Annotated in this window: 21 protein-coding genes and 1 riboswitch; of the genes, 17 read left to right on the top strand and 4 right to left on the bottom strand. The window is 64.8% G+C overall.

Annotation, left to right across the window (positions count from 1 at the left end; translation table 11 throughout):
- Positions 1–6: 6 nt before the first annotated feature.
- The 4 genes from ACP15R_RS18415 (at position 7) to htpX (ending at position 4,957) form a co-directional block, all read left to right on the top strand.
- Positions 7–1,470 carry an aldehyde dehydrogenase family protein gene (locus tag ACP15R_RS18415; protein WP_424987677.1) on the top strand — a complete coding sequence of 488 codons (1,464 nt, stop codon included), beginning with the start codon at positions 7–9 and terminating at the stop codon, positions 1,468–1,470.
- Between the two features lie 22 nt (positions 1,471–1,492).
- Positions 1,493–2,536 carry a tartrate dehydrogenase gene (locus ACP15R_RS18420; protein ID WP_424987678.1) on the top strand — a complete coding sequence of 348 codons (1,044 nt, stop codon included), beginning with the start codon at positions 1,493–1,495 and terminating at the stop codon, positions 2,534–2,536.
- Between the two features lie 4 nt (positions 2,537–2,540).
- Positions 2,541–3,971 carry an NAD-dependent succinate-semialdehyde dehydrogenase gene (locus ACP15R_RS18425; protein ID WP_424987679.1) on the top strand — a complete coding sequence of 477 codons (1,431 nt, stop codon included), beginning with the start codon at positions 2,541–2,543 and terminating at the stop codon, positions 3,969–3,971.
- 71 nt (positions 3,972–4,042) lie between these two features.
- Positions 4,043–4,957 carry a zinc metalloprotease HtpX gene (gene htpX, locus ACP15R_RS18430; RefSeq protein WP_424987680.1) on the top strand — a complete coding sequence of 305 codons (915 nt, stop codon included), beginning with the start codon at positions 4,043–4,045 and terminating at the stop codon, positions 4,955–4,957.
- 14 nt (positions 4,958–4,971) lie between these two features.
- Here htpX and ACP15R_RS18435 read toward each other — a convergent pair whose 3' ends face one another.
- Positions 4,972–6,165: an alpha-D-ribose 1-methylphosphonate 5-triphosphate diphosphatase gene (locus ACP15R_RS18435; RefSeq protein ID WP_424987681.1), complete on the bottom strand. Its 1,194-nt coding sequence runs from the start codon at positions 6,163–6,165 to the stop codon at positions 4,972–4,974.
- Between ACP15R_RS18435 and ACP15R_RS18440 the strand changes: the two genes are divergently transcribed.
- The 4 genes from ACP15R_RS18440 to ACP15R_RS18455 all read left to right on the top strand — a co-directional run bounded on the left by ACP15R_RS18440 (position 6,164) and on the right by ACP15R_RS18455 (position 8,495).
- Complete coding sequence (locus tag ACP15R_RS18440; RefSeq protein ID WP_424987682.1) at positions 6,164–6,835, top strand: DUF1045 domain-containing protein; 672 nt, start codon at positions 6,164–6,166, stop codon at positions 6,833–6,835. The genes ACP15R_RS18435 and ACP15R_RS18440 overlap by 2 nt on opposite strands.
- A 135-nt stretch (positions 6,836–6,970) precedes the next feature.
- Entirely contained in the window at positions 6,971–7,693 is a 723-nt protein-coding gene (phnF, locus tag ACP15R_RS18445) for a phosphonate metabolism transcriptional regulator PhnF (protein ID WP_424987683.1), read from the top strand.
- Positions 7,694–7,785: 92 nt separating this feature from the next.
- Positions 7,786–8,190, top strand: a complete 405-nt coding sequence (gene mce / locus ACP15R_RS18450; protein ID WP_424987684.1) for a methylmalonyl-CoA epimerase — start codon at positions 7,786–7,788, stop codon at positions 8,188–8,190.
- Positions 8,191–8,219: 29 nt separating this feature from the next.
- Positions 8,220–8,495 (top strand): DUF1467 family protein, encoded by a 276-nt coding sequence (locus ACP15R_RS18455; protein ID WP_424987685.1) that lies wholly within the window; start codon positions 8,220–8,222, stop codon positions 8,493–8,495.
- 9 nt (positions 8,496–8,504) lie between these two features.
- Here the strand turns inward: ACP15R_RS18455 and ACP15R_RS18460 are convergent, their stop codons facing one another.
- A complete protein-coding gene (locus ACP15R_RS18460; protein WP_424987686.1) occupies positions 8,505–8,693 on the bottom strand; it encodes a hypothetical protein in 189 nt (62 codons plus the stop codon).
- 202 nt (positions 8,694–8,895) lie between these two features.
- Entirely contained in the window at positions 8,896–9,405 is a 510-nt protein-coding gene (locus tag ACP15R_RS18465; RefSeq protein ID WP_424987687.1) for a hypothetical protein, read from the bottom strand.
- A 135-nt stretch (positions 9,406–9,540) separates the two neighbouring features.
- Positions 9,541–9,630, top strand: a riboswitch (glycine riboswitch).
- A 149-nt stretch (positions 9,631–9,779) separates the two neighbouring features.
- On the opposite strand from ACP15R_RS18465, the gene gcvT reads away from it, so the two are divergent.
- The 4 genes from gcvT to yghX all read left to right on the top strand — a co-directional run bounded on the left by gcvT (position 9,780) and on the right by yghX (position 15,241).
- On the top strand, positions 9,780–10,904 hold the full coding sequence (gcvT, locus tag ACP15R_RS18470; protein ID WP_424987688.1) for a glycine cleavage system aminomethyltransferase GcvT: 1,125 nt from the start codon (positions 9,780–9,782) through the stop codon (positions 10,902–10,904).
- Positions 10,905–10,924: 20 nt separating this feature from the next.
- Positions 10,925–11,284 (top strand): glycine cleavage system protein GcvH, encoded by a 360-nt coding sequence (gcvH, locus tag ACP15R_RS18475; RefSeq protein ID WP_424987689.1) that lies wholly within the window; start codon positions 10,925–10,927, stop codon positions 11,282–11,284.
- Positions 11,285–11,388: 104 nt separating this feature from the next.
- Positions 11,389–14,238 carry an aminomethyl-transferring glycine dehydrogenase gene (gcvP, locus tag ACP15R_RS18480; RefSeq protein ID WP_424987690.1) on the top strand — a complete coding sequence of 950 codons (2,850 nt, stop codon included), beginning with the start codon at positions 11,389–11,391 and terminating at the stop codon, positions 14,236–14,238.
- 106 nt (positions 14,239–14,344) lie between these two features.
- A complete protein-coding gene (gene yghX / locus ACP15R_RS18485; RefSeq protein WP_424987691.1) occupies positions 14,345–15,241 on the top strand; it encodes a YghX family hydrolase in 897 nt (298 codons plus the stop codon).
- A gap of 8 nt (positions 15,242–15,249) precedes the next feature.
- Here the strand turns inward: yghX and truA are convergent, their stop codons facing one another.
- Positions 15,250–16,017, bottom strand: a complete 768-nt coding sequence (truA, locus tag ACP15R_RS18490) for a tRNA pseudouridine(38-40) synthase TruA (protein ID WP_424987692.1) — start codon at positions 16,015–16,017, stop codon at positions 15,250–15,252.
- A gap of 100 nt (positions 16,018–16,117) precedes the next feature.
- On the opposite strand from truA, the gene ACP15R_RS18495 reads away from it, so the two are divergent.
- The 5 genes from ACP15R_RS18495 (at position 16,118) to ileS (ending at position 22,977) form a co-directional block, all read left to right on the top strand.
- Positions 16,118–17,530, top strand: coding sequence for a YcjX family protein (locus ACP15R_RS18495; protein WP_424987693.1), 1,413 nt, complete (start codon positions 16,118–16,120; stop codon positions 17,528–17,530).
- Complete coding sequence (locus tag ACP15R_RS18500; protein ID WP_424987694.1) at positions 17,527–17,961, top strand: GNAT family N-acetyltransferase; 435 nt, start codon at positions 17,527–17,529, stop codon at positions 17,959–17,961. Before ACP15R_RS18495 ends, ACP15R_RS18500 begins: the two co-directional genes overlap by 4 nt.
- The gene (locus ACP15R_RS18505) at positions 17,958–18,953 is read left to right on the top strand and encodes a YcjF family protein (protein ID WP_424987695.1); all 996 of its coding nucleotides are present in this window, start codon (positions 17,958–17,960) and stop codon (positions 18,951–18,953) included. The genes ACP15R_RS18500 and ACP15R_RS18505 overlap by 4 nt, the downstream gene beginning before the upstream one ends.
- Before the next feature lie 81 nt (positions 18,954–19,034).
- Positions 19,035–19,865: a class I SAM-dependent methyltransferase gene (locus ACP15R_RS18510; RefSeq protein WP_424987696.1), complete on the top strand. Its 831-nt coding sequence runs from the start codon at positions 19,035–19,037 to the stop codon at positions 19,863–19,865.
- A gap of 187 nt (positions 19,866–20,052) precedes the next feature.
- Entirely contained in the window at positions 20,053–22,977 is a 2,925-nt protein-coding gene (ileS, locus tag ACP15R_RS18515; protein WP_424987697.1) for an isoleucine--tRNA ligase, read from the top strand.
- Positions 22,978–22,992: the final 15 nt, after the last annotated feature.

Here is a 22,992-nt window from a genome sequence, read left to right on the forward strand (position 1 = left end):
GCCCCCATGACATATGCATTCGATCCGGACGGGCTCAGCCTGTCAGCCAAGCACCATATCGGCGGCATCTCGGTTGCCGCTCCGGCCGAGCGTGCGGTGCGCGCGCCCTCGGACGGGCGCATCGTCGCCGAGATCCCCTATGGCACCGCCGAGACCGTCGACCGCGCCGTTACCAGCGCACAGCGGGCGCTGCGCGACAGCGGCTGGGCGGCGGCCGCGCCGCGTGATCGCGCCCGGGCGTTGCGGGCCTGGGCCGACCTGATCGAGACCGAGGCCCGGACGCTGGCACGGCTGGAGGCGATCTGCTCTTCGCGCCCGGTCGGGCAGGCGGTTGCGGGGGATGTGGGGATCACCGCGACGCAGATCCGCTTTTTCGCGGAATTCGCCGACAAGGAAGGCGGCGACCTGGTGCCCACATCCGATGACCGGCTGGGCTTTGTCTCGCATGAACCCTATGGCGTGGTCGGGGCGATCACGCCCTGGAATTACCCGATTTCAATGGCTGGATGGAAGCTTGGCCCGGCCCTGGCGGCGGGCAACGCGGTGGTTCTCAAACCGTCGGAGATGACCCCGTTTTCCACGCTCTACATGGCCGAGCTGGCCGAGCGCGCGGGGGTTCCGGCGGGCCTGATCAACATCGTTCTGGGCGATGGGCCACAGACCGGGGCCGCGATCACCGGCCACCCGGATATCGCCAAGGTGAGCTTTACCGGATCGACCCGCGCCGGCCGTGCGATCATGGAGAACATCGCCCGCAACGGGGTAAAGCCGATGACGCTCGAACTCGGGGGCAAGTCGCCGCAGCTGGTGTTTGCCGATGCCGATCTCGACAAGGCGGCGGACTGCATCGCACGGGGCATCCTGCCGAATGCCGGGCAGACCTGTGTCGCCGGTACGCGCGTGCTGGTGCATCGCAGCCTTGCGGATGCGTTGGCCGCCAAGCTGGTCGCCGCCTTTGAAGCCCAGGTTCCTGCCGCCACATGGGACGACCCGGCGGGGTTCTCTCCGATCATATCGGTCCCGCAGATGGCCCGTATCGACAGCATCGTGCAGGCCGCCGTCGCGGCGGGGGCGGATCCGCTTTGCGGCGGGCAGCCGTTTGACCGCCCCGGCAGCTATTACCGGCCAACCCTGTTGACCGGGTTGCATGGCGACAACCCCGCCCTGCGCGAGGAAATCTTTGGCCCCGTGGCGACCTTTCAGACCTTTGACACCGACGAAGAGGCGCTGGAGCTGGCCGATCACCCGACCTACGGGCTTTGTGCCGGGGTCTATACGCGCGATCTATCGCGGGCGATCCGCGTCACCCGCGCATTGCAGGCCGGCACCGTCTGGGTGAACCGGTACGGGCGCTCGTTTGACCATATCCTGCCGACCGGCGGCTGGAAATCCAGCGGCATCGGCAAGGATCTGGGGCGCGATGCCTTTCTGGCCAACCGCCGCAGCAAATCCGTTTTGATCGACCTCTAGACAGCCATCGGGAGCATTCCACATGACCAACTATGAAATCGCCCTGATCCCCGGTGACGGGATCGGCGTTGACGTGACCGACGCGACCCTGTCCGTGCTGAACCACGCCGCGGGACTCTATGGCTTTGACCTTGCGACAACGCGGTTTCCCTGGTCCTGCGCCTGGTATCTGGAACATGGCAGCATGATGCCCCGGGACGGTATCGACACCCTGCGCGGCTTTGATGCGATCTATCTGGGCGCGGTCGGCTGGCCCGAAACCGTGGCGGACGCGGTGTCGCTGCACGGCCTGTTGCTGCCCATTCGCAAGGCTTTTGCGCAATTTGCCAATGTCCGCCCGCACAGGTTGCTGGACGGGGTCGAAAGCCCGCTCAGGAGCGACGGTTTCGACATCCTGTGCATCCGCGAGAATACCGAAGGCGAATATTCCGGCGCCGGTGGGCGCGTTCATCAGGGCACGCCCGACGAGGTGGCGGTGGAAACCTCGGTCTTTACCCGCACCGGCACCGAACGCATTCTGCGCTTTGCCTTTGAACAGGCGCGGGCGCGGCGCGGTCATTTGACCTCGGTCACCAAGTCGAACGCGCAGAAATACTCGATGGTGTTCTGGGACGAATTAACCCGCGAACTGGCGGGGCAATACCCCGATGTCACGGTCAGCCACATGCATATCGACGCGATGGCGGCGAGGATGGTGATGGCCCCCGAAACGCTGGACGTGGTGGTTGCGTCGAACCTGTTCGGCGATATCCTGACCGATCTCGGGGCGGCGATCCAGGGGGGGCTGGGCTATGCGGCGTCGGCCAATATCTGCCCGGATCGCACGATGCCGTCGATGTTTGAACCGGTTCACGGTTCGGCACCGGATATCGCCGGGCAGAACATCGCCAACCCGATCGCGGCGATCTGGTCGGGGGCGATGATGCTGGACCACCTGGGCGAGAGCCGGGCTGGGGCTGCGGTGCTGGCGGCCATCGAACGCACCACTGCGCGTGGCATCGGAACCCGCCCCGGCGGCCAGTCCACCGATGCAATCACCGCGGCCATCACATCCGAACTGGAATAGCGACATGACACTGCAAGACCCCGGCCTGCTGCGCATGGAGGCCCTGATCGGCGGCAGCTGGATCGCCCGCCCCGATCTGGCGGTGTACAACCCCGCAACCGCAGAGGTGATCGGCTCGGTCCCCGACTGTACCGGCGCGGAAACGGATGCGGCGATCACGGCGGCACAAGACGCGATGAGTACGTGGAAACAGGTCGATCACGCCACGCGCGCGGATCTGCTGATGGGCTGGCATGACCTGATGCTTGCGCATAAGGGCGATCTCGGGCGTATCCTGAGCGCGGAACAGGGCAAGCCGCTGGCAGAGGCCGAGGGTGAGATCGCCTATGGCGCGAGTTTCGTGCGGTGGTTCGCCGAAGAGTCGCGCCGGATCAATGGCAAGATCATCCCGGTGCCGGGAAAGAAGCTCATGGCGCTACGCGAGCCGGTGGGCGTCGCGGCGATCATCACCCCGTGGAACTTTCCCAACGCGATGATCACCCGCAAGGTCGCGCCGGCGCTGGCGGCGGGATGTACGGTTGTGATCAAACCCTCGGAACTGACACCGTTTTCGGCGATTGCCCTGGGCGTGCTGGCCGAGCGGGCGGGCATTCCGGCGGGTGTGATCAATATCGTTACCGGCCTGCCCACCGAGATCGGCAAGGCCCTGACGCAAAGCCCCACGGTGCGGAAACTGTCCTTTACCGGGTCGACGCGGGTGGGGGCGATGCTCGCCGGGCAATGCGCTCCCACGCTCAAGCGGCTGAGCCTCGAACTGGGCGGCAATGCGCCGTTTGTCGTGTTCGATGACGCCGATCTGGATGCCGCTGTCGATGGCGCGATGCTGTCCAAGTTCCGCAATGGCGGGCAAACCTGTGTCTGTGCCAACCGCATCCTGGTGCAGGCCGGGGTTTACGAGCGGTTTATCGACAAGCTCACGGCCCGCGTCGATGCGCTCAGCGTCGGTCCCGGTGACGCGGGGCATTCCGATATCGGCCCGATGATCAACGCGGCGGCGCGGGCCAAGATCAACGCCCATGTCGACGATGCGATTGCCAAGGGCGCGCGACAGGTCAGCCGCAAACGTGACCTCGCGGCGCAATATGCCGATCCGGTGGTGCTACGCGATGCCTCGCTGGACATGCGGCTCGCCTCGGAAGAGACCTTTGGGCCGGTCGCCCCGATCTTTCGCTTTGAAACCGAGGCGCAGGCGCTGGACATTGCAAACGGAACGCCCTTTGGGCTTGCGGCCTATTTCTACACCACCGACATGGCGCGCGCCTTTCGTTTTGCCGAGGCGTTGGAATTCGGCCTGGTCGGGTTGAACACCGGCGCGGTGAGCAATGCCGAAGCCCCGTTCGGCGGCGTCAAGTTCTCGGGGCTGGGGCGCGAAGGGGCACAGGAGGGCATTGACGAGTACCTGAGCACCAAGGCGTTTCACATCGGCGGTATCTGACCCGCCTTGCAGTTTCCGTTCGCCCTCCCATATGTTTTGCGTTGGCTGTGCAATGGCTTGCGGAGACGCGAATGGGTTATCTGAAGACTGCGATGCTGATGGCGGCGATGACCGCGCTCTTCATGGGGGTCGGTTATCTGATCGGCGGTTGGGGTGGCGCGGTGATCGCGTTGCTGGTGGCCGCCGGAATGAACGTCTTTACCTGGTGGAATTCCGACCGGATGGTTTTGCGCATGCATGGCGCGCAGCCGGTAGCACCGGGGGATCGCATGGGCCTGCACGCGCTGACCGCCGATCTGGCGCGCAATGCCGGGCTTCCCGAACCCCGGGTCTATCTGATCGATACGCCCCAGCCGAACGCCTTTGCCACCGGGCGCAACCCGGAACATGCCGCGGTGGCGGTGACATCGGGACTCATGCGCAGCCTGAGCCGCGAGGAACTGGCCGGGGTGATCGCCCATGAACTGGCCCATATCCGTAATCATGACACCGCGATCATGACCGTGACCGCGACATTTGCCGGTGCCATTTCGATGCTGGCCAATTTTGCCCTGTTCTTTGGTGGCTCGCGCGAACGGCTGGGGCTGGTGGGGACGCTGCTGATGATGGTGCTGGCACCGCTTGCCGCGACGTTGGTCCAGATGGCGATCAGCCGCACGCGGGAATATGCCGCCGACAAGGCAGGTGCCGAGATTTGCGGCCACCCGCTCTGGCTCGCCTCGGCACTGGAAAAGATCGCCATGGGTGCGGCACGGATCGACAATGACGCCGCCGAGCGCAACCCGGCGACCGCGCATATGTTCATTATCAACCCGCTGCATGCGCATAAGCGCGACAACCTGTTTACCACCCACCCGGCGACCGAGAACCGTATCGCGGCACTGCGGACAATGGCGGGTCAGGCGCCGCGCGCAGCCGGCCCCCGCATGGCAACCAGCCGTGTGCCAAAGGTGCGCAGGAGCGGCCCGAAAGGCCCCTGGTCCTGATCCGATCCGTATGGTCAGCCGATCCGCTGGCCACGGCTCCAGACCGCGCGCACCAGCGGCGTGCTCCCGGCCAATCCCACGCGCAGCACATCGCCGCGTTGCCCCGTTGCCAGATCGCCCCGGTCCGTCAACCCGGCGGCGCGCGCCGGATTGCGGGTGACGCAGGCAATCGCGCGGGGCATGTCCTGCCAGAGCCCGGCCAGCCGGAAGGCCGACAGCAACAGTGCAGACGGGACATAGTCGGACGAGACAATATCCAGCAAACCCGCCTCGGCCAGTTTGATGGCCGCGACATTGCCGGAATGCGAGCGGTTGCGGATGATGCTCGGCGCGCCCATCATCACGGCCATGCCCTGCGCCCGGCAGGCGGCGGCGGCTTCGCTGGTGGTCGGGAATTCGGCAAAAGCAACACCATGCATGCCCGATTCCGCCACCTGTCCGGCGGTGGTGTCGTCATGGCTGGCCAGCACCGCACCCAGCCGGCGGGCCTCGGCAATGGCCCCGGCCTGATGTTTCTCGCCATAGAGGTTTTGCAGCGCCTTGAGGTTGGCCACATGTTCGGCAAAGTCGGCATCGTCAAAGCCCCGCTTTTTCGACAGATAGGTCTTGAGCGCCGCCAGATCGCGGAACTGCCGTTGCCCGGGCGTGTGATCCATCAGGCTGAGGATGCCAACCCGGTCATCGGGGCCGAATTCGGCGAGTTCCGCGAGCAGCGTTTCCGAACAGATCTCGGCGCGCAGATGCAGGAAATGGCTGATCCTCAGATGCCCCGCCGCCCGCGCCGCCAGCAATTCATCGGCCAACCCGCGCGCATAGGGCGCATATCGCATCTGGCCGCCATGGATCGAACCGACGCGCAGCGCGTCGAACACCGTGGTGATACCGGTCGAGGCCAGTTCCGCGTCATGGGCAAGAATGGCCGGCAAATGCGGCCAATCCACCTCGGGGCGCGGCTCGATATGGCGTTCCAGGTTGTCGGTGTGCAGCTCGACCAGCCCCGGAATGACAAAATCCCCGTTGCAATCCAGCGCGCCACCGGCAACCGCGTCACCCTCGGCGATGGTGTCGATGATGCCATCCTTGATCGTGATGCGCCCGGTGACGACCCGGTCGCTCAGAACAAGTCGGGCATTGGCAAGGCAGAGTTCCTCTGACATGGATCCGGTGGCGGCGGCCGCCAGGGATGTCGGTGCGATTGGAGAGTTCATGTCATATTCCCGCTTTGCGATCTATTTCGTTCCGCCCAAAGGCGCGTTGGCCGGGTTCGGGGCGCGTTGGCTGGGCTGGGACCTGTTGGCCGGAGCCACGGTGGCGCAGCCGGATGTTCCGGGTCTTGCTGCGATCACCCGAAGGCCGCGCAAATACGGGTTTCACGGCACGCTCAAGGCGCCGTTCCGGTTGGCTGACGGGCGCGATCCCGAGGGGTTGCGCGCTGCCATCGGGGTCATGGCGGCACGCTGCGCCCCGACGCGGTGCGACGGGCTGGACCTGTCGCGGATCGGGCGGTTTCTGGCCCTGACCCCGGTCGGCGAAACAGGCGGCATCGAGCGGGTGGCGGCAACCTGCGTGCGCGATCTGGACGGCTGGCGCGCGCCATTGGATGCGGCCGAGCTGGCTCGTCGCCGCCGCGCGCGGTTGTCCGCGCGGCAGGACGCGTCGCTGACGCGGTGGGGCTATCCTTACGTGATGGAGGATTTCCGGTTTCACATGACACTCACCGGGCGGCTGGCGGTGGACGAGGTGGAGCAGTGGCGCGACATCGCCGCCGCGCATTTGCCGGATTTGCCCGCCCCTTTCGTGATGGACGCCATCGCCCTGGTCGGCGAGCGCGAAGACGGCTGTTTCGAAGTGATCCAACGCTACGCGCTCACCGGTTGACGCGCCGCCTGCGCCCATTCGACGGTGCCGGCTATGCCGTTTGGTATCTTTCATCTCGACAACTTTGCCTTGAACTATACAACTAGACATATCTTAGCAGTGACAGCGATTCGTGACAGCAGGGATTTGTGACGGTTGAATGAACAGGATCGCCCCCGCACGCCGATCTGGCGTGCCATCGCCACCGCCTTGCGCCATGAGATCAGCGAGGGGCGCTATGGTCCCGGCGACAAGCTGCCGACCGAAGCGACGCTGGCGGCGCGGTTCGGGGTCAATCGTCACACGGTACGCCGGGCGTTGGCCGATCTTGTCGAGACCGGGCTGGTGCGCACCCGCCGCGGCTCGGGTGCTTTCGTGGCTGCGGTGCCGGCGCAGTATCCTATCGGTCAGCGGGTGCGGTTTCACGAAAACCTGCTGGCGGCGGGACGCATTCCGCACAAGCGCATGTTCTTGGTCGAAACCCGCGCCGCGACGGTGGCCGAAGCCGAAACGCTCGCGCTCGCGCCGGGTGGTGCGGTGTGCGCCTGTCATGGGCTGTCGCTGGCCGACGGGGTGCCAATCGCGGTGTTCGAAAGCGTGTTCCCGTTGCCGCGCCTGGCCGGGATAGACGCGGCATTGGGCGAAACCAGCAGCGTGACCGAGGCGCTGCGCCGCGTCGGGATTCCCGATTACACCCGCGCTGCGACCCGCCTGACCGCCGTGCTGGCCGATGCGACGCAGGCGCTGCACCTGGAAATCAGGCAGGGCGACCCGCTGCTGTACGCAACAGGCGTGAATGTCGATGGCCAGGGTGTCCCGGTGGAATATGGGCGCACCTGGTTTTGCGGCGACCGGGTGACGCTGACTGTCGAGGGCTAGGGGGTTTCCCGCAAAATGGGCGATTTGGTCCCATTGCCCTTGCCCGATCCGCGACGCATAAGGTCATCACCACAGCAGATGAGGAAAGACCCATGATCGGACGCCTGAACCATGTTGCCATTGCCGTACCGGATCTCGAGGCCGCGTCAGCGCAATATGCCGGTGCCCTTGGTGCCAAGGTCGGCGCGCCGCAGGACGAGCCCGATCACGGGGTGACCGTGGTGTTCATCGAATTGCCGAATACCAAGATCGAACTCCTGTACCCGCTGGGCGACAACAGCCCGATCCAGGGGTTTCTCGACAAGAACCCCTCGGGTGGCATCCATCACGTGTGCTATGAGGTCGAAGACATACTGGCAGCGCGCGATCATCTGAAATCGACCGGCGCACGGGTGCTGGGCGACGGCAATCCCAAGATCGGCGCCCATGGCAAGCCGGTGCTGTTCCTGCATCCCAAGGATTTCAACGGCTGTCTTGTCGAGCTGGAGCAGGTCTGAGCAACGACCTCTGAAAACAGGAGCCCCGCATGTCCATCGTATCGGCAATCGTACTCTTTGCGATCATCTGGTTCATGACCTTTTTCATCGCCTTGCCAATCCGGGTGCGGACGCAGGGCGATCTGGGCAAGGTCGAGCCGGGCACCCATGCGGGGGCGCCGGAAGTTCACAATATCAGGAAAAAGATGCTGATCACCACGGCCGTGGCGCTGGTGATCTGGGCGGTGGTGGTGACAATCATCCTGTCCGGAGTGATCAGCGTGCGCGATCTCGACTGGTTCAACAGGATGGGGCCGGAGGGTTAGGGCGCGGTTTCAGCGCTCGATCGGCAGAATGTTGTGAAGACGGTGATAGGGGGCCGATTTGACGCTTTTGCTGACATCTGGCACGGTTTGTGCCTGACGCGCCCGAAAACTCATGTACGAGGCGGCACCCAAGCCGATAAGGCCCGCGCAAACGCTGGTTCCCAGTATCAGGCCGTCCAAACCAAGGGTCTCGAACATCACAGAACTCCTTCTCTGAAGCCAATATAGGCGATCCCGGAGAAAATTTCCACCTTCGACAAGGGTGAATATGCCGGGAATTCATGTCGAATCGGGTGGGGTCGCCGAAGTGATCCCGGCATCCGCGGGAAATCGCTCTGCCCGTCTCGGGACAAATCGTGCAACCTGTTGCAGGCAATGGAAATATACCCGGTTGCGATTGCTATCGCGCATTCAACGCATCCTGCACGTTCTTCAGCAGATGTTCGGTTTCCTCGCGTTCACGGCTGGTAGCGGCCTGACCCCGGCGCAGCCGTAACCGTCCGAGCGCCACGGCGATTCCCCCGATGGTGGGCACTGCCAGCGCGGCAATGGCCGGGCCGCCAGTCAGGGCGCCGGCAACCGCCGCACCGGCAGCGGCCAGCAAGGCCCCGGCGCTGAGCCGCTGGGTCCAGACGCCGATCACGTCATCCAGATCCCGCAGGCCGCTTTCCCGTTCGCGCAGCCGGGCGATCCGCCGGCCGATCAGATCGGACAGCACAAAGGTCAACTCGTCATGGTTGACCTGTTGCAGCGCCGACACAAGCGCCACCCGCTCGGCGGGGTCGACGCTGACCGAATCGACCAGCGCGTCGACCTCGGCGAGCGGCACCGGTTCTTCCATCGACAGGGCACGCACAAAGGCGATCAGCGCGGTTGCCGGGCGGCGTTTCTTGGGGGAAGGGGCGACCATGGGCGCATCCTTGCCATCAAACGCGCCCACGGCAACCGGATTGTGCGCAAGCCGCGTCAAATCTCCCTGGCACCGTCATCTCGGGATGGGGGCAAGCAGGGGCTTGCCGGGCATTCGCGGTAACGCTACGGTATGCCAAAGCATGCGGGAGAACCGGGCGAATCGTCCGGTGCCGAAGGAGCAACCGCCCCGGAAACTCTCAGGCGAAAGGACCGTCTGCTTTACGAACTCTGGAGAGTGACGCCTGGCGTCCGCCGAAGGGATAGCGATCTCAGGCGAAAGGACAGAGGGGGCATCGTGCCGCGCCATGTCGCGCGGGTTTGGGGTGCCGGGATGATTTTACATAATCGCATCGGCCTGTGACAGGAGCAGGTATGACCGATCTGAAACACACGCCGCTGCATGCGCTGCATGTCGAGCTGGGCGCACGCATGGTTGGCTTTGCCGGATATGACATGCCGGTGCAATTTCCCGACGGGATCATGGCGGAGCACAGCCACACGCGCGCGCATGCCGGGCTGTTCGATGTCAGCCACATGGGGCAGGTGATCCTGTCCGGCGCGCCGATGGCCGGGATTGCCGCCGCCTTTGAAACGCTGGTGCCGATGGATGTGGCGGGTCTGCCCGAAGGCCGGCAGCGCTATGGGCTGTTCCTGGATGATGCGGGCGGGATCCTGGATGACCTGATGTTCGCCAACCGGGGAGATCACCTTTACGTGGTGGTCAATGCCGCCTGCAAGGACGCGGACATCGCGCGCATGAAGGCGGCGCTTGAACCGGGAGTTTCGGTGACACCGGTCCGCGACCGCGCGCTGCTCGCGTTGCAGGGGCCGGCGGCGGAAACCGTGTTGGCCGGGCTGAACCCGCGCGTCGCCGGGATGGGGTTCATGGATGTCGCCACTGTCGAACTCGACGGCGTCGAATGCTGGGTCTCGCGGTCGGGTTACACCGGCGAGGATGGCTATGAAATATCTGTGCCCGAACGCCATGCCGAGGCACTGGCGCGGGCGCTCTTGGCGCATGACGCGGTTGCGCCCATCGGCCTTGGCGCGCGGGATTCGCTGCGGCTCGAGGCCGGGCTTTGTCTCTATGGCCATGACATTGACGCCACCACCCTGCCGGCCGAGGCGGGGCTGACCTGGGCGATACAAAAGATCCGCCGCACCGGGGGGGCGCGCGCGGGCGGGTTCCCCGGGGCCGGGGCGGTGCTCGATCAGATTGCATCGGGACCGGCGCGCAAGCGGGTTGGCCTGAAACCCCAGGGGCGGGCCCCGATGCGCGAGGGGGTCGCGTTGTTTGCCGCTGCCGAAGGGGGCGAACAGATCGGGGCGATCACTTCGGGCGGCTTTGGCCCGACCGTCGGCGGGCCGGTCGCGATGGGCTATGTGCCCGCCGATCTCGCCAGCCCGGACACCATCGTTTACGGCGAGCTGCGCGGCAAGCGCCTGCCGCTTACGGTCACGAAGCTGCCCTTCGTGGCCGCCAATTTCAAGCGCTAGTCCAAGAGGGAAAACCGGACATGAAATTTACCGAAGAACATGAATGGCTGCTGGAAGAAGGCGAGCTGATCGTTGTCGGCATCACCGAGCACGCGGCCGAACAGCTGGGCGACGTGGTGTTCGTGGAGCTGCCCGAGGCCGGCAGCGAGGTCAGCAAGGATGACGAGATCGTGGTGATCGAGAGCGTCAAGGCGGCCAGTGACATCCTTGCCCCGCTGGATGGCGAGATCGTCGAGGTGAACGAGGCGCTGGCTGACAATCCCGGCCTGGTCAACGAAGATGCGCAAGGGGATGCGTGGTTCTTCAAGATCAAACCGTCGGACACCAGCCCGATGGCGGATTACATGGACGAAGCCGCTTACAAGGACTTCGTCGCATAAGCCCCTGCGCCGGGAGTATCCTTCCGGCGCCAATCCCTTGACCGGCACGAGAATGACGAACGGGGCGCCTGTCGGATCGGCCCCGCCATTTCTGGAGACACCCGATGCCCTTTGAGCCAACCGACTATCTGCCTTATGACTTTGCCAATCGCCGTCATATCGGCCCCTCCCCGGAAGAGATGGACCAGATGCTGGCCACGGTCGGGGCCGAAAGCATTGACGCGCTGATCGATGATACGGTGCCCGCGGGCATCCGGCAGCAGGACAAGCTGGATTTCGGCCGCGCCAAGTCCGAGCGGGAACTGCTGCATCACATGCGGCTGACGGCGGGCAAGAACAAGGTCCTCACCAGCCTGATCGGACAGGGGTATTACGGCACGATGACGCCGCCCGCGATCCAGCGCAACATTCTTGAGAACCCCGCCTGGTACACCGCCTATACGCCCTATCAGCCCGAGATCAGCCAGGGGCGGCTCGAGGCGTTGCTGAACTACCAGACCATGATCAGCGATCTGACTGGGCTTGAGATCGCCAACGCCTCGCTGCTGGACGAGGCGACCGCCTGCGCCGAGGCGATGACCATGGCGCAGCGGGTGTCCAAGTCCAAGGTCAAGGCGTTCTTCGTGGATCGCGATTGCCATCCGCAGAACATCGCGGTGATCCAGACCCGCGCCGCGCCTTTGGGGATCGAGGTGATTGTCGGCAACCCGGACAAGCTCGAAGCCGACAAGGTGTTTGGCGCGCTGTTCCAGTATCCCGGCACCTATGGCCATGTGCGCGATTTCACCGACCAGATCGCGGCGCTGCATGACAACAAGGCCATTGCCGTCATGTCCGCCGATCCGCTGGCCCTGACCCTGCTCAAGGAGCCGGGGGCGATGGGGGTCGATATCGCCGTGGGCAGCACCCAGCGGTTCGGTGTGCCGCTTGGCTATGGCGGCCCGCACGCGGCCTATATGGCGACCAAAGCCGAATATGCCCGCGCCATGCCGGGCCGCCTGGTCGGGGTCAGTGTCGACAGCCACGGCAACCGGGCGTACCGGTTGTCGCTGCAAACCCGCGAACAGCATATCCGCCGCGAAAAGGCCACGAGCAATGTCTGTACAGCTCAGGCGCTGCTGGCGGTGATGGCGTCGATGTATGCGGTGTTCCACGGTCCCAAGGGATTGCAGGCCATTGCCCAGCGGATCCACCGCAAGACCGTGCGCCTGGCGCGCGGGCTGGAAGAGGCGGGGTTCAAGGTCGATCCCAAATCGTTTTTTGACACCATCACCGTTGACGTGGGGCCGTTGCAGGCGGCGGTTCTGAAATCGGCAGTGGATGAAAACATCAACCTGCGCCGCGTGGGCGAGCATCGCGTCGGCATCAGCCTGGACGAATGCACCCGGCCCGAGAATGTCGAAGCGGTCTGGCGCGCCTTTGGCATCGTACGCAAGGATGACCAGTTCGAACCGGAATACCGGGTTCCGGCCGCGCTGCACCGCACCAGCGATTACCTGACCCATCCGATCTTTCACATGAACCGGGCAGAGACCGAGATGATGCGCTATATGCGCCGCCTCGCGGATCGTGACCTTGCGCTGGACCGGGCGATGATCCCGTTGGGCAGCTGTACCATGAAGCTGAACGCCGCCGCCGAGATGATGCCGGTCAGCTGGCGCGAATTCGCCCGGCTGCACCCGTTCTGCCCGGCGGATCAGGCACAGGGGTATCACGAGCTGATTGCGGACCTGTCCGACAAGCTGTGCCAGATCACCGGCTATGACGCGCTGTCGATGCAGCCCAATTCCGGGGCGCAGGGCGAGTATGCGGGTCTTCTGACCATCGCTGCCTATCACCGGGCGAATGGCGAGGGGCATCGCAACATCTGTCTCATCCCGATGAGCGCACATGGCACCAACCCGGCCAGCGCCAACATGGTGGGATGGAAGGTCGTGCCGGTGAAATCGGCGGCAAACGGCGATATCGATCTGGATGATTTCCGGGCCAAGGCGGAAAAGCACGCGGCCGATCTGGCCGGGTGCATGGTGACATATCCTTCGACCCACGGGGTGTTCGAGGAAACCGTCACCGAAGTCTGCAAGATCGTGCATGAACATGGCGGGCAGGTCTATATCGACGGGGCCAACATGAACGCCATGGTCGGCCTGTCCCGTCCCGGCGATCTGGGCGGGGATGTAAGCCACCTCAACCTGCACAAGACCTTTTGCATCCCCCATGGCGGGGGTGGTCCCGGCATGGGGCCGATCGGGGTCAAGGCGCATCTTGCACCCCACCTGCCGGGTCATCCGGAGACCGGCGGCCAGGAAGGGCCGGTATCGGCGGCCCCCTATGGCTCGCCCTCGATCCTGCCGATCAGCTGGGCCTATTGCCTGCTGATGGGCGGCGATGGCCTGACCCAGGCGACGCGGGTTGCGATCCTGAACGCCAACTACATCGCCAAGCGGCTCGAAGGGGCCTATGATGTGCTCTATCGCGGCAAGACCGGGCGGGTGGCGCATGAGTGCATCATCGACACGCGCCCCTATGCCGAGAGCGCGGGCGTCACCGTTGACGACATTGCCAAACGCCTGATCGACAACGGGTTCCACGCCCCGACCATGAGCTGGCCGGTGGCCGGAACCCTGATGATCGAGCCGACCGAGAGCGAGACCAAGGCCGAGCTTGACCGGTTCTGTGACGCGATGCTGGCGATCCGCGAAGAGATCCGCGACATCGAAGAGGGCCGCATCGACAAGGACAACAACCCGCTCAAGAACGCGCCGCACACGATGGAGGACCTGGTCAAGGATTGGGATCGTCCCTATTCGCGCGAGCAGGGCTGTTTCCCGCCGGGTGCCTTTCGGGTCGACAAGTACTGGCCGCCGGTGAACCGCGTCGACAACGTCTATGGCGACCGCCACCTGGTCTGTACCTGCCCGCCGATGGAAGAATATGCCGAGGCGGCAGAGTAGGCGGGAACACGCGCAGGGCGTCCGGCAACAGGGCCTGATTCAATTTTGAAAGCGATCTGTTCGGCGCTAACCTGCCGAGCAGAATCCGCTGTCAAAGGAGAGTGTCATGCCAAATGCCGAACGCCGGAAAGCAAGCGATTTCGATCCCAGGATCCTCGAAATATTTGACGGTTACGTTCACGGTCAGATGTCCAAGCGCGACTTCATCGCGCGCGCGGGGCGATATGCGGCGGCGGGCGTGACCGGTGCCATGATCCTTGAACAACTCGCGCCCAACTATGCGTTGGCACAGCAGGTTGCGCCCGACGATCCGTCCATCGTGACCGAGCGGATCACTTATGAAAGCCCGGATGGACACGGCACGATCACTGGCTTGATGGCCCGCCCCGTGGACGCGCAAGGCGCGTTGCCGGCGGTGCTCGTGGTGCACGAAAACCGTGGTCTGAACCCCTATATCGAGGATGTGGTTCGCCGCGCCGCCAAAGCGGGCTATTTCGCGTTTGGCCCGGACGGATTGTCGCCGCTCGGCGGCTATCCGGGGACAGACGATGAAGGCCGCGAAATGCAGCGGTCGATGGATGGCGCAAAACTGATGGAAGATTTCTTTGCGGCGTTCGAGTTCCTGCGTGGCAACCCGTCATCTACAGGCAAGGTCGGTTGCGTCGGCTTCTGCTATGGTGGCGGCGTGTGCAACGCGCTGGCGGTTGCCTATCCGGATTTGGCCGCATCCGTTCCGTTCTACGGTCGCCAGCCGGCAGTCGAGGATGTTCCAAACGTCGTTGCTCCGTTGCTGATTCACTATGCCGGGCTGGACGAGCGCATCAATGCCGGGGCCGAGGCTTATGCCGAGGCGCTGACAGCCAATGGCAAGGAATTTGCGGCGCATGTCTATCCCGATGTGAATCACGGTTTTCACAACGACACCACGCCAAGATATGACGCCGAAGCCGCCACGCTTGCATGGGAGCGGACGCTGGCGTTCTTTGATACCTACCTGAACTGATCAGTGGCTCAGCCGAACGGGTCGTGCGGATATTGCACCGCCGCCAGGTACAAGCCCTGTGGCGGGCAGACCGGCCCGCAGGCGGCGCGGTCGCGGGCGTTCAGCGCTGTTTCGACATCGTCCGCCGTCCATGCGCCGCTGCCGACACGTTCCAATGTCCCGACAAAGCTGCGCACCTGGTTGTGCAGGAACGACCGGGCCCGCACGTGAAACTGCACCTCGCGCCCGGACAGGCCGTCAACCTCGCTGACCCGCAACTCATCCAGCGTTTTCACGGGGCTGGCCGCCTGGCAGATCGAGCTGCGAAAGGTGGTGAAATCATGCCGCCCGATCAACCGGTCGGCACCGGCCTGCATGGCTTTCACATCCAGCGGATGCTTGACCTGCCAGACCTGGCCATCCTCATGGGTCGCGGGTGCGCGGCGGATCAGGATGCGGAACAGATAGCGCCGTTCCAGCGCCGAAAACCGCGCATGCCAATCGTCGTCAACCGCGGCGCAATCGACAATCGCTACCGGGGCGGGCTTGAGATGATAGTTCAGCGCTTCGGACAGGCGGAACGGATCCCAGTCGCGCCGCATGTCGCAATGGGCGACCTGGCCAAGCGCATGGACCCCGGCATCGGTGCGCCCGGCGGCGGCGATGGTATGCGCGCGCGGTTCAAGCCGGGCAAGCGCCGCCTCGATGGCACCCTGCACCGAGGGCAACTCCTTTTGCCTCTGCCAACCGGCAAAGGGCGCACCCTGGTATTCGACTTTGAGAGCATAACGCGGCATGGCGCGCTGCTACCCTGCGCCGTGGCAAACGGCAAGGCTGGTAACGCCCCCGCCCGCGCCCTATCTTGGGATCGACAAGGCGAGGCAGGGTGCAGGTTTGGTGATTTCTTCGATAGCGGACGGGCTGGTGCGCAGTATCGAGTCCGTGGGCGATACCATCAGCGAAACGCTGTTTGAGCCGGTGATCCGGCTGGGCGTGACGGGCCTTGCGCGATCGGGCAAGACGGTGTTCATCACCTCGCTGGTGGCCAACCTGATGGACCGGGGCCGCATGTCCAGCCTTGCCGCCGCGCAGGAAGGACGGATCGAGGCAGCGTTCCTGCAACCCCAGCCCGACGATACGGTGCCGCGATTCGACTATGAAACCCATCTGGGTGCGTTGACCGCGAGCCATCCGCACTGGCCTGACAGCACCCGCGCGATCAGCGAATTGCGCCTGTCCTTGCGGGTGCGGCCGACCGGCCTGCTGGCAGGGTTGCAGGGGCCGCGCACGGTGCATCTGGATATCGTCGACTATCCGGGCGAATGGCTGCTTGATCTGGCCTTGCTCGACAAATCCTATGCGCAATGGTCCGAGGAAACGCTGGCCCGGTTGCAGGATCGGTCCACCGCCGAGGACTATCGCGCTGTCCTTGCCTCCGTCGACCCGGTTTCGCCGCTGGACGAACCCACCGCGCAACGGCTCGCCCGCAGTTTTACCGACTATCTGAACGCGGCGCGGATTGCGGGGTTTTACGATTGTACGCCGGGGCGGTTCCTGCTGCCCGGGGATTTGGCCGGCTCGCCGGTGCTGACCTTTGCGCCCTTGCCCGCCCAGGCTAGCCCCCCGCGCCGGTCGCTGGCGCGCGAAATGGAACGGCGGTACGAAGCGTATAAATCCGAGGTGGTGAAACCGTTCTTTCGCGATCATTTTGCCCGGATTGACCGGCAGGTGGTGCTGGTCGATGCCCTGGGCGCGATTCACAAGGGGCCGCGGGCGGTCGAGGATATGCGCGGTGCGATGGCCGATATCCTGGGGGCGTTTCGTCCGGGAACCAACGCCTTTTTGACCAAGCTGCTGCTGGGCCGGCGGGTCGAGAAAATCCTGTTTGCCGCGACCAAGGCGGACCATCTGCACCACCTGCAACATCCCCGTCTGACCGCGATCATGCAGGCCCTGACCCGCGATGCAAGAGATCGGGCGCAGTTTGCCGGGGCCGATACCGCCGCCCTGTCGATTGCCGCCCTGCGCGCCACCACCGAAGAGCAGCGCAGCCATCAGGGGCGCGAGTTGAACTGTGTGCGCGGGCATCTGCTCGACACCGGCAAGGCGGCCGCGTTCTATCCCGGCGAGTTGCCGCAGGACCCGGCGCAGCTGCTGGGTCCGGCGCGGGCAGGGGCCGAGCGGTGGCTGGACGCGGATTACCAGGTGATGTCCTTTGCCCCGGCGCCGCTTCAATTGCGGCCCGGGGATGGGCCACCGCATATCCGCCTCGACCGGGCCGCGCAGTTCCTGATCGGGGATCGGCTGTGAGCGTCCTGTTGCGAGCGGCCACCCCGCTGGACGCGGGGACAACCGGGGATATCCTGTGGCAATCGCTGCGGGACAGCGCGCAGAACGAGCTGAGCTCTGCTGCCGAGGCCATCGGGTGTTGCGGTGTGATGATCGCGCGTGACTGGATGACCGTGGCGGTGACGGGGGCCGGTGTGCAGGGGTTTCTGGCGCGCGACGGCCAGGAGATCTGCGCGCTCTATACCGCAGCCGATGCGCGGGGGCGGGGGATCGGTCGGCAGCTCGTGCAAGAGGCGAAACGCAAGGTTCCGCGCCTGCACCTGCAAACCCCGGCGGGCAACACCGGCGCGCGGCGGTTCTATGCGCGCGAGGGGTTCGTGCCGGTCGGCCCGGCAGGCACCACGGGGCAGCACGCGCGCCTCTATGTCTGGCAAAAGGAGATCGCCGCATGAGCAAGGGTCCGGTTCTGATCGACCTGGAAGACAGCGAGGCGCCGGTTTCGGTGGCCGATGCGCCGCCGGTGCCGGACAGACCCGCGCCGGACGGTCAGGCGATGCAGATGGCGGCGCGTCTCGCGGCGCGCCGGCCCTCGCGGCTGGCCCGCTGGTTCTGGGGGCTGGCCGGGGCGGTGATCGGCGCGATGGTTTCGGTGGCGGCCTGGGATTTCGTGACCGGCCTCGTGGCGCGTGCGCCGGTGCTGGGCTGGATCGTCACCGGGCTGGTTGTCGCCATGCTGGCGGTGCTGCTGGTGATCGCGCTGCGCGAATTGGCGGCAATTGCGCGGTTGGGCCGGATCGACGGCCTGCACCGTGCCGCCGACGCGGCCCTGGCCGATGATGACCTTGAACAGGCGCGGACAGTGACGAAAAGGCTGCTGGCGTTCTATGCCGGGCGCGACGACACGCGGTGGGGGCGGCAATCGGTCAGCGAACGGATGGGCGAACAGTTCGATGCCTCCGGTCTGCTGAATCTTGCCGAGGCCGAGTTGCTTGCGCCCCTGGATGCCGCCGCCAGCCGCGAGGTCGAGGCCGCCGCCCGGCAGGTGGCAACGGTGACGGCGCTTGTTCCCCTGGCATTGGCCGATGTGGTGACCGCGCTGGCGGCGAACCTGCGGATGATCCGGCGGGTGGCCGAGATCTATGGCGGGCGCTCCGGGCTGATCGGCAGCTGGCGGCTGACCCGTGCGGTGTTCGCGCATCTGGTGGCGACCGGTGCGGTGGCGGTGGGCGATGACCTGCTCGAACCGGTGCTTGGCGGCTCGATCCTGTCCAAGCTGTCGCGCCGCTTTGGCGAAGGGCTGGTGAACGGCGCGTTGTCGGCGCGCGTCGGGGTCGCCGCGATGGAGGTCTGCCGCCCCCTGCCATTCTCGCAGGGGCGCAAACCCTCGGTGCGCGGCATCGTCAAGAACGCGCTTGGTGGCCTGTTCCGCTCAAAAGAGGCGTAATTCTGCTCGTAATATTTCGTGTGTTGACGCTAGGTCATCTTGTGGCGGTATGATTGCGCAAACACTCGCGGGAGACGTGCAATGACGGATGATTCCGAAGTTGCGAACCACTATTCCAACTCGGCGCTGCTTGACCGTATCGAGGCCGCGCTGTCAACGGCCGGTGTCCGGCGGCCGCTGGACATCGATACGCTGGCCCTGTTCGACGAATTCCATATCGGCGGGCGCAAGGCCACGGATCACCTGCTGCAAAGCCTGGGGATTTCGGCGGGGAGCAAGGTGCTCGATCTTGGGTGCGGCCTTGGCGGTCCGGCCCGCTATGTCGCCAAGACCAGCAGCGCCCGTGTCACCGGGCTCGACCTGACCCATGATTTCGTCGCTGCGGGCAATGCGCTGACCGGGCAGGCATTGATGGTGGACCTGGTCGACCTGCAACAGGGCAGCATTCTGGACATGCCGTTTGCCGACGATCAGTTCGATGTCGCCTACATGATCCATGTGGGCATGAATATCTCGGACAAGCCGGCGCTCGCCGCCGAGGTGGCGCGGGTTCTCAGGCCCGGTGGCACCTTTGGCATCTATGATGTCATGGCCGTGGATGACGCCAGGCTGTCCTATCCGGTTCCCTGGGCGAGCGGCCCCGAGCACAGCGCCCTGAGCCCGCCGCAGGCCTATCGCGATGCGCTGACCGGTGCGGGGTTCCGAGTGCAGACCGAGATCGACAGGAGCGAGTTTGCGCTGGATTTCTTTGCCCGCATGATGGCCAGGCAGGACAAGGCCGGTGGGGTGCCGGCACTGGGTCTGCACCTGGTCATGGGGCCGGACACTTCGGACAAGATCGGTAACATGGTCGCGGCACTGCATGCGCGCCAGATTGCCCCGGTCGAGATGGTTGGCGTTCTGGGATCCTGAGCGCCCGGAGCCTCTGGACCATCCGCGCGACGCGGCCTATAAGCCGGGGCATGATGCGCATGGTACGGATCATTATTCGAATTATATCCCCGGCGCTCTGACCCTGAGACGCCGGGCAAAGGTGTTTGAGATTTCGCACCGACCGCTTTCAATCATACCGACCTGACTGATCCAGAGGACGCCACCCATGTGCGCCGATACCACGACCCAAACCGCCGACTATAAATCCACGCTGAACCTGCCCAAGACCGAATTCCCGATGCGCGCGGGCCTGCCCAAGCGCGAGCCTGCCTGGCTGGAGCGGTGGGAAAAGATCGGCGTCTATGACCGCCTGCGCGAGAAAGAGGGCCGCGCGCCCTTTACGCTGCATGACGGTCCGCCCTATGCCAACGGGCATCTGCATATCGGTCACGCGCTGAACAAGACGATCAAGGACATGATCGTGCGCAGCCACCAGATGATGGGTTATGACGCGCGTTACGTGCCGGGTTGGGATTGTCACGGATTGCCGATCGAGTGGAAGATCGAAGAGCAATACCGCAAGAAGGGCCGCGACAAGGACGAGGTTCCGGTACTGGATTTCCGCCAGGAATGCCGCAAGTTTGCCGAGGGCTGGGTTGATATCCAGCGCGAAGAGTTCAAGCGGCTTGGCGTGACCGGCAACTGGCCCGATCCCTACCTGACAATGGATTACCACGCCGAAGCGGTGATCGCGGCCGAGTTCCAGAAATTCCTGATGAACGGCACGCTGTATCAGGGCAGCAAGCCGGTCATGTGGTCGCCGGTCGAGCAGACCGCACTGGCCGAGGCCGAGGTCGAGTATCACGACAAGGAGAGCTTTACTATCTGGGTGAAGTTCGCGGTCAAGGGGGCAGGGGCCGCCGATCTGGACGGCGCCCATGTGGTGATCTGGACCACCACCCCCTGGACCATCCCGTCGAACAAGGGCGTGGTTTACGGTGCCGATTTCGACTACGGCCTTTACGAGGTTACCGGCACGCCGGATGAATCCTGGGCCAGTGTGGGCGACAAGTTCATCCTGGCCGACAAGCGCGCCGAGGACGTGATGACCCGCGCGCGGCTGGAGCCGGGCATGTGGAAACGTCTGCGCGATGTGTCGGCGGACGAATTGTCAGGCCTGAGCCTGCAACACCCGCTGGCCGGGGCCGACGGCGGCAATGGCGAATGGGACCAGCCCCGCGATTTCCGCGCGGCCCCCTTTGTCACCGACGAGGACGGCACCGGTTTCGTGCATTGTGCGCCCAGCCACGGGATGGACGAATTCGAACTGTACCGCGATGCCGGGATGCTCGAACAGGTGATCACCTACAATGTCGACCCCGATGGTCGGTTCCGCGCCGATCTGCCGCTGTTTGGCGGCCGCGCGATCCTCAAGCCCAACGGGAAAGAGGGCGATGCCAACAAGGCGGTGATCGACAAGCTGGTCGAGGTGGGCGGCCTGTTGGCGCGGGGCAAGATCAAGCACAGCTATCCCCATAGCTGGCGGTCCAAGGCCCCGGTGATCTATCGCAACACGCCGCAATGGTTCGCCGCCATCGACCGTGCGGTGGGCGACGATCTGGACACATATGGCACCACCATCCGCGAACGCGCCCTGACCAGCATCGATGAACTGGTCAAGTGGACACCGAAACGGGGCCGCAACCGGTTGTTCTCGATGATCGAAACCCGGCCTGACTGGGTGCTGAGCCGCCAGCGCGCCTGGGGTGTGCCGCTGACCTGCTTTGTCCGGAAAGGGGCCTTGCCAACGGATGCCGATTTCCTGTTGCGCGATGACACGGTCAACAGCCGCATTGTCGAGGCGTTCGAGGCCGAGGGCGCGGATGCCTGGTACAAGGATGGTGCCAAGGAACGGTTCCTGTCCGGGGTGGTCGATCCCGACGCCTATGAGCAGGTGTTTGACATTCTCGACGTGTGGTTTGACTCGGGTTCCACCCACGCCTTTGTGCTGCGCGACCGCAAGGACGGCACCGAGGACGGCATCGCGGATGTCTATATGGAAGGCACCGACCAGCATCGCGGCTGGTTCCACTCTTCGATGTTGCAGGCCTGCGGCACGATGGGGCGCGCGCCCTATCGCAACGTGGTGACCCATGGGTTCACGCTGGACGAAAAGGGCAACAAGATGTCCAAATCGCTCGGCAACACCATCGTGCCCGAAAAGGTGGTACAGCAATACGGTGCCGACATCCTGCGCCTCTGGGTGGCCCAGACCGACTATACCGCCGACCAGCGGATCGGCCCCGAGATCCTGAAAGGGGTGGCCGACAGCTATCGCCGCCTGCGCAACACGCTGCGCTTCATGCTCGGATCTCTGGGTGAATTCGACAGCATCACGCCGGTTGATCCCGACGACATGCCGCCGCTCGAGCAATGGGTGGCGCACCGTCTGGCGGAACTCGATGCCGAGGTGCGGGCGGGCTATGCGGCGTTCGATTTCCAGGGGGTGTTCCAAAAGGTGTTCACCTTTGCGACGGTCGACCTGTCGGCTTTCTATTTCGACATTCGCAAGGACGTGCTCTATTGCGACGCCGATGACAGCCTGCAACGCCGCGCGGCGCTGACGGTCCTGGACATGCTGTTCCACCGGCTGACCACATGGCTGGCACCGGTTCTGGTGTTTACGACCGAGGAAGTCTGGCTCGAACGGTTCCCGGGTGAGAACAGTTCGATCCACCTTCAGGACATGCCGGACACGCCGCAGGATTGGCTGCGCCCCGAACTGGCCTCGATCATCGAGCAGGTTCGCAAGGTGCGCCGGGTCGTTACCGCGGCACTTGAGGTGCAGCGCCGCGACAAGGTCATCGGGTCGAGCCTCGAAGCCGCGCCGGTTGTCTATCTGGCCAGCGCCGAGATGGTCGAGATGTTGCAGGGGGTGAGCTTTGCCGATGTCTGCATCGCCTCGCAGATCGAACTGACCACCGAGGCGGCCCCCGCCGGGGCGTTCACGCTGGACGATGTGCCGGGGGTTGCTGTGGTTTTCGCGGCGGCAGAGGGCGAGAAATGCCAGCGCTGCTGGAAGATCCTGCCCGATGTCGGCACCCACAGCCATCCCGGCGTTTGTGGCCGCTGTAACAGCGCGCTTGGCTGATCCCGGGTCCGGCCC

The organism is Microbulbifer sp. S227A (assembly GCF_049800935.1).

What these genes read in the sequence shown, in the direction of transcription:
- ACP15R_RS18415 (WP_424987677.1), top strand. Translation starts at nt 7, where the DNA reads ATGACATATGCATTCGATCCGGACGGGCTCAGCCTGTCAGCCAAGCAC.
- ACP15R_RS18420 (WP_424987678.1), top strand. Translation starts at nt 1,493, where the DNA reads ATGACCAACTATGAAATCGCCCTGATCCCCGGTGACGGGATCGGCGTT.
- ACP15R_RS18425 (WP_424987679.1), top strand. Translation starts at nt 2,541, where the DNA reads ATGACACTGCAAGACCCCGGCCTGCTGCGCATGGAGGCCCTGATCGGC.
- htpX (WP_424987680.1), top strand. Translation starts at nt 4,043, where the DNA reads ATGGGTTATCTGAAGACTGCGATGCTGATGGCGGCGATGACCGCGCTC.
- ACP15R_RS18440 (WP_424987682.1), top strand. Translation starts at nt 6,164, where the DNA reads ATGTCATATTCCCGCTTTGCGATCTATTTCGTTCCGCCCAAAGGCGCG.
- ACP15R_RS18435 (WP_424987681.1), bottom strand. Translation starts at nt 6,165, where the DNA reads ATGAACTCTCCAATCGCACCGACATCCCTGGCGGCCGCCGCCACCGGA.
- mce (WP_424987684.1), top strand. Translation starts at nt 7,786, where the DNA reads ATGATCGGACGCCTGAACCATGTTGCCATTGCCGTACCGGATCTCGAG.
- ACP15R_RS18455 (WP_424987685.1), top strand. Translation starts at nt 8,220, where the DNA reads ATGTCCATCGTATCGGCAATCGTACTCTTTGCGATCATCTGGTTCATG.
- ACP15R_RS18460 (WP_424987686.1), bottom strand. Translation starts at nt 8,693, where the DNA reads ATGTTCGAGACCCTTGGTTTGGACGGCCTGATACTGGGAACCAGCGTT.
- ACP15R_RS18465 (WP_424987687.1), bottom strand. Translation starts at nt 9,405, where the DNA reads ATGGTCGCCCCTTCCCCCAAGAAACGCCGCCCGGCAACCGCGCTGATC.
- gcvT (WP_424987688.1), top strand. Translation starts at nt 9,780, where the DNA reads ATGACCGATCTGAAACACACGCCGCTGCATGCGCTGCATGTCGAGCTG.
- gcvH (WP_424987689.1), top strand. Translation starts at nt 10,925, where the DNA reads ATGAAATTTACCGAAGAACATGAATGGCTGCTGGAAGAAGGCGAGCTG.
- gcvP (WP_424987690.1), top strand. Translation starts at nt 11,389, where the DNA reads ATGCCCTTTGAGCCAACCGACTATCTGCCTTATGACTTTGCCAATCGC.
- yghX (WP_424987691.1), top strand. Translation starts at nt 14,345, where the DNA reads ATGCCAAATGCCGAACGCCGGAAAGCAAGCGATTTCGATCCCAGGATC.
- truA (WP_424987692.1), bottom strand. Translation starts at nt 16,017, where the DNA reads ATGCCGCGTTATGCTCTCAAAGTCGAATACCAGGGTGCGCCCTTTGCC.
- ACP15R_RS18505 (WP_424987695.1), top strand. Translation starts at nt 17,958, where the DNA reads ATGAGCAAGGGTCCGGTTCTGATCGACCTGGAAGACAGCGAGGCGCCG.
- ACP15R_RS18510 (WP_424987696.1), top strand. Translation starts at nt 19,035, where the DNA reads ATGACGGATGATTCCGAAGTTGCGAACCACTATTCCAACTCGGCGCTG.
- ileS (WP_424987697.1), top strand. Translation starts at nt 20,053, where the DNA reads ATGTGCGCCGATACCACGACCCAAACCGCCGACTATAAATCCACGCTG.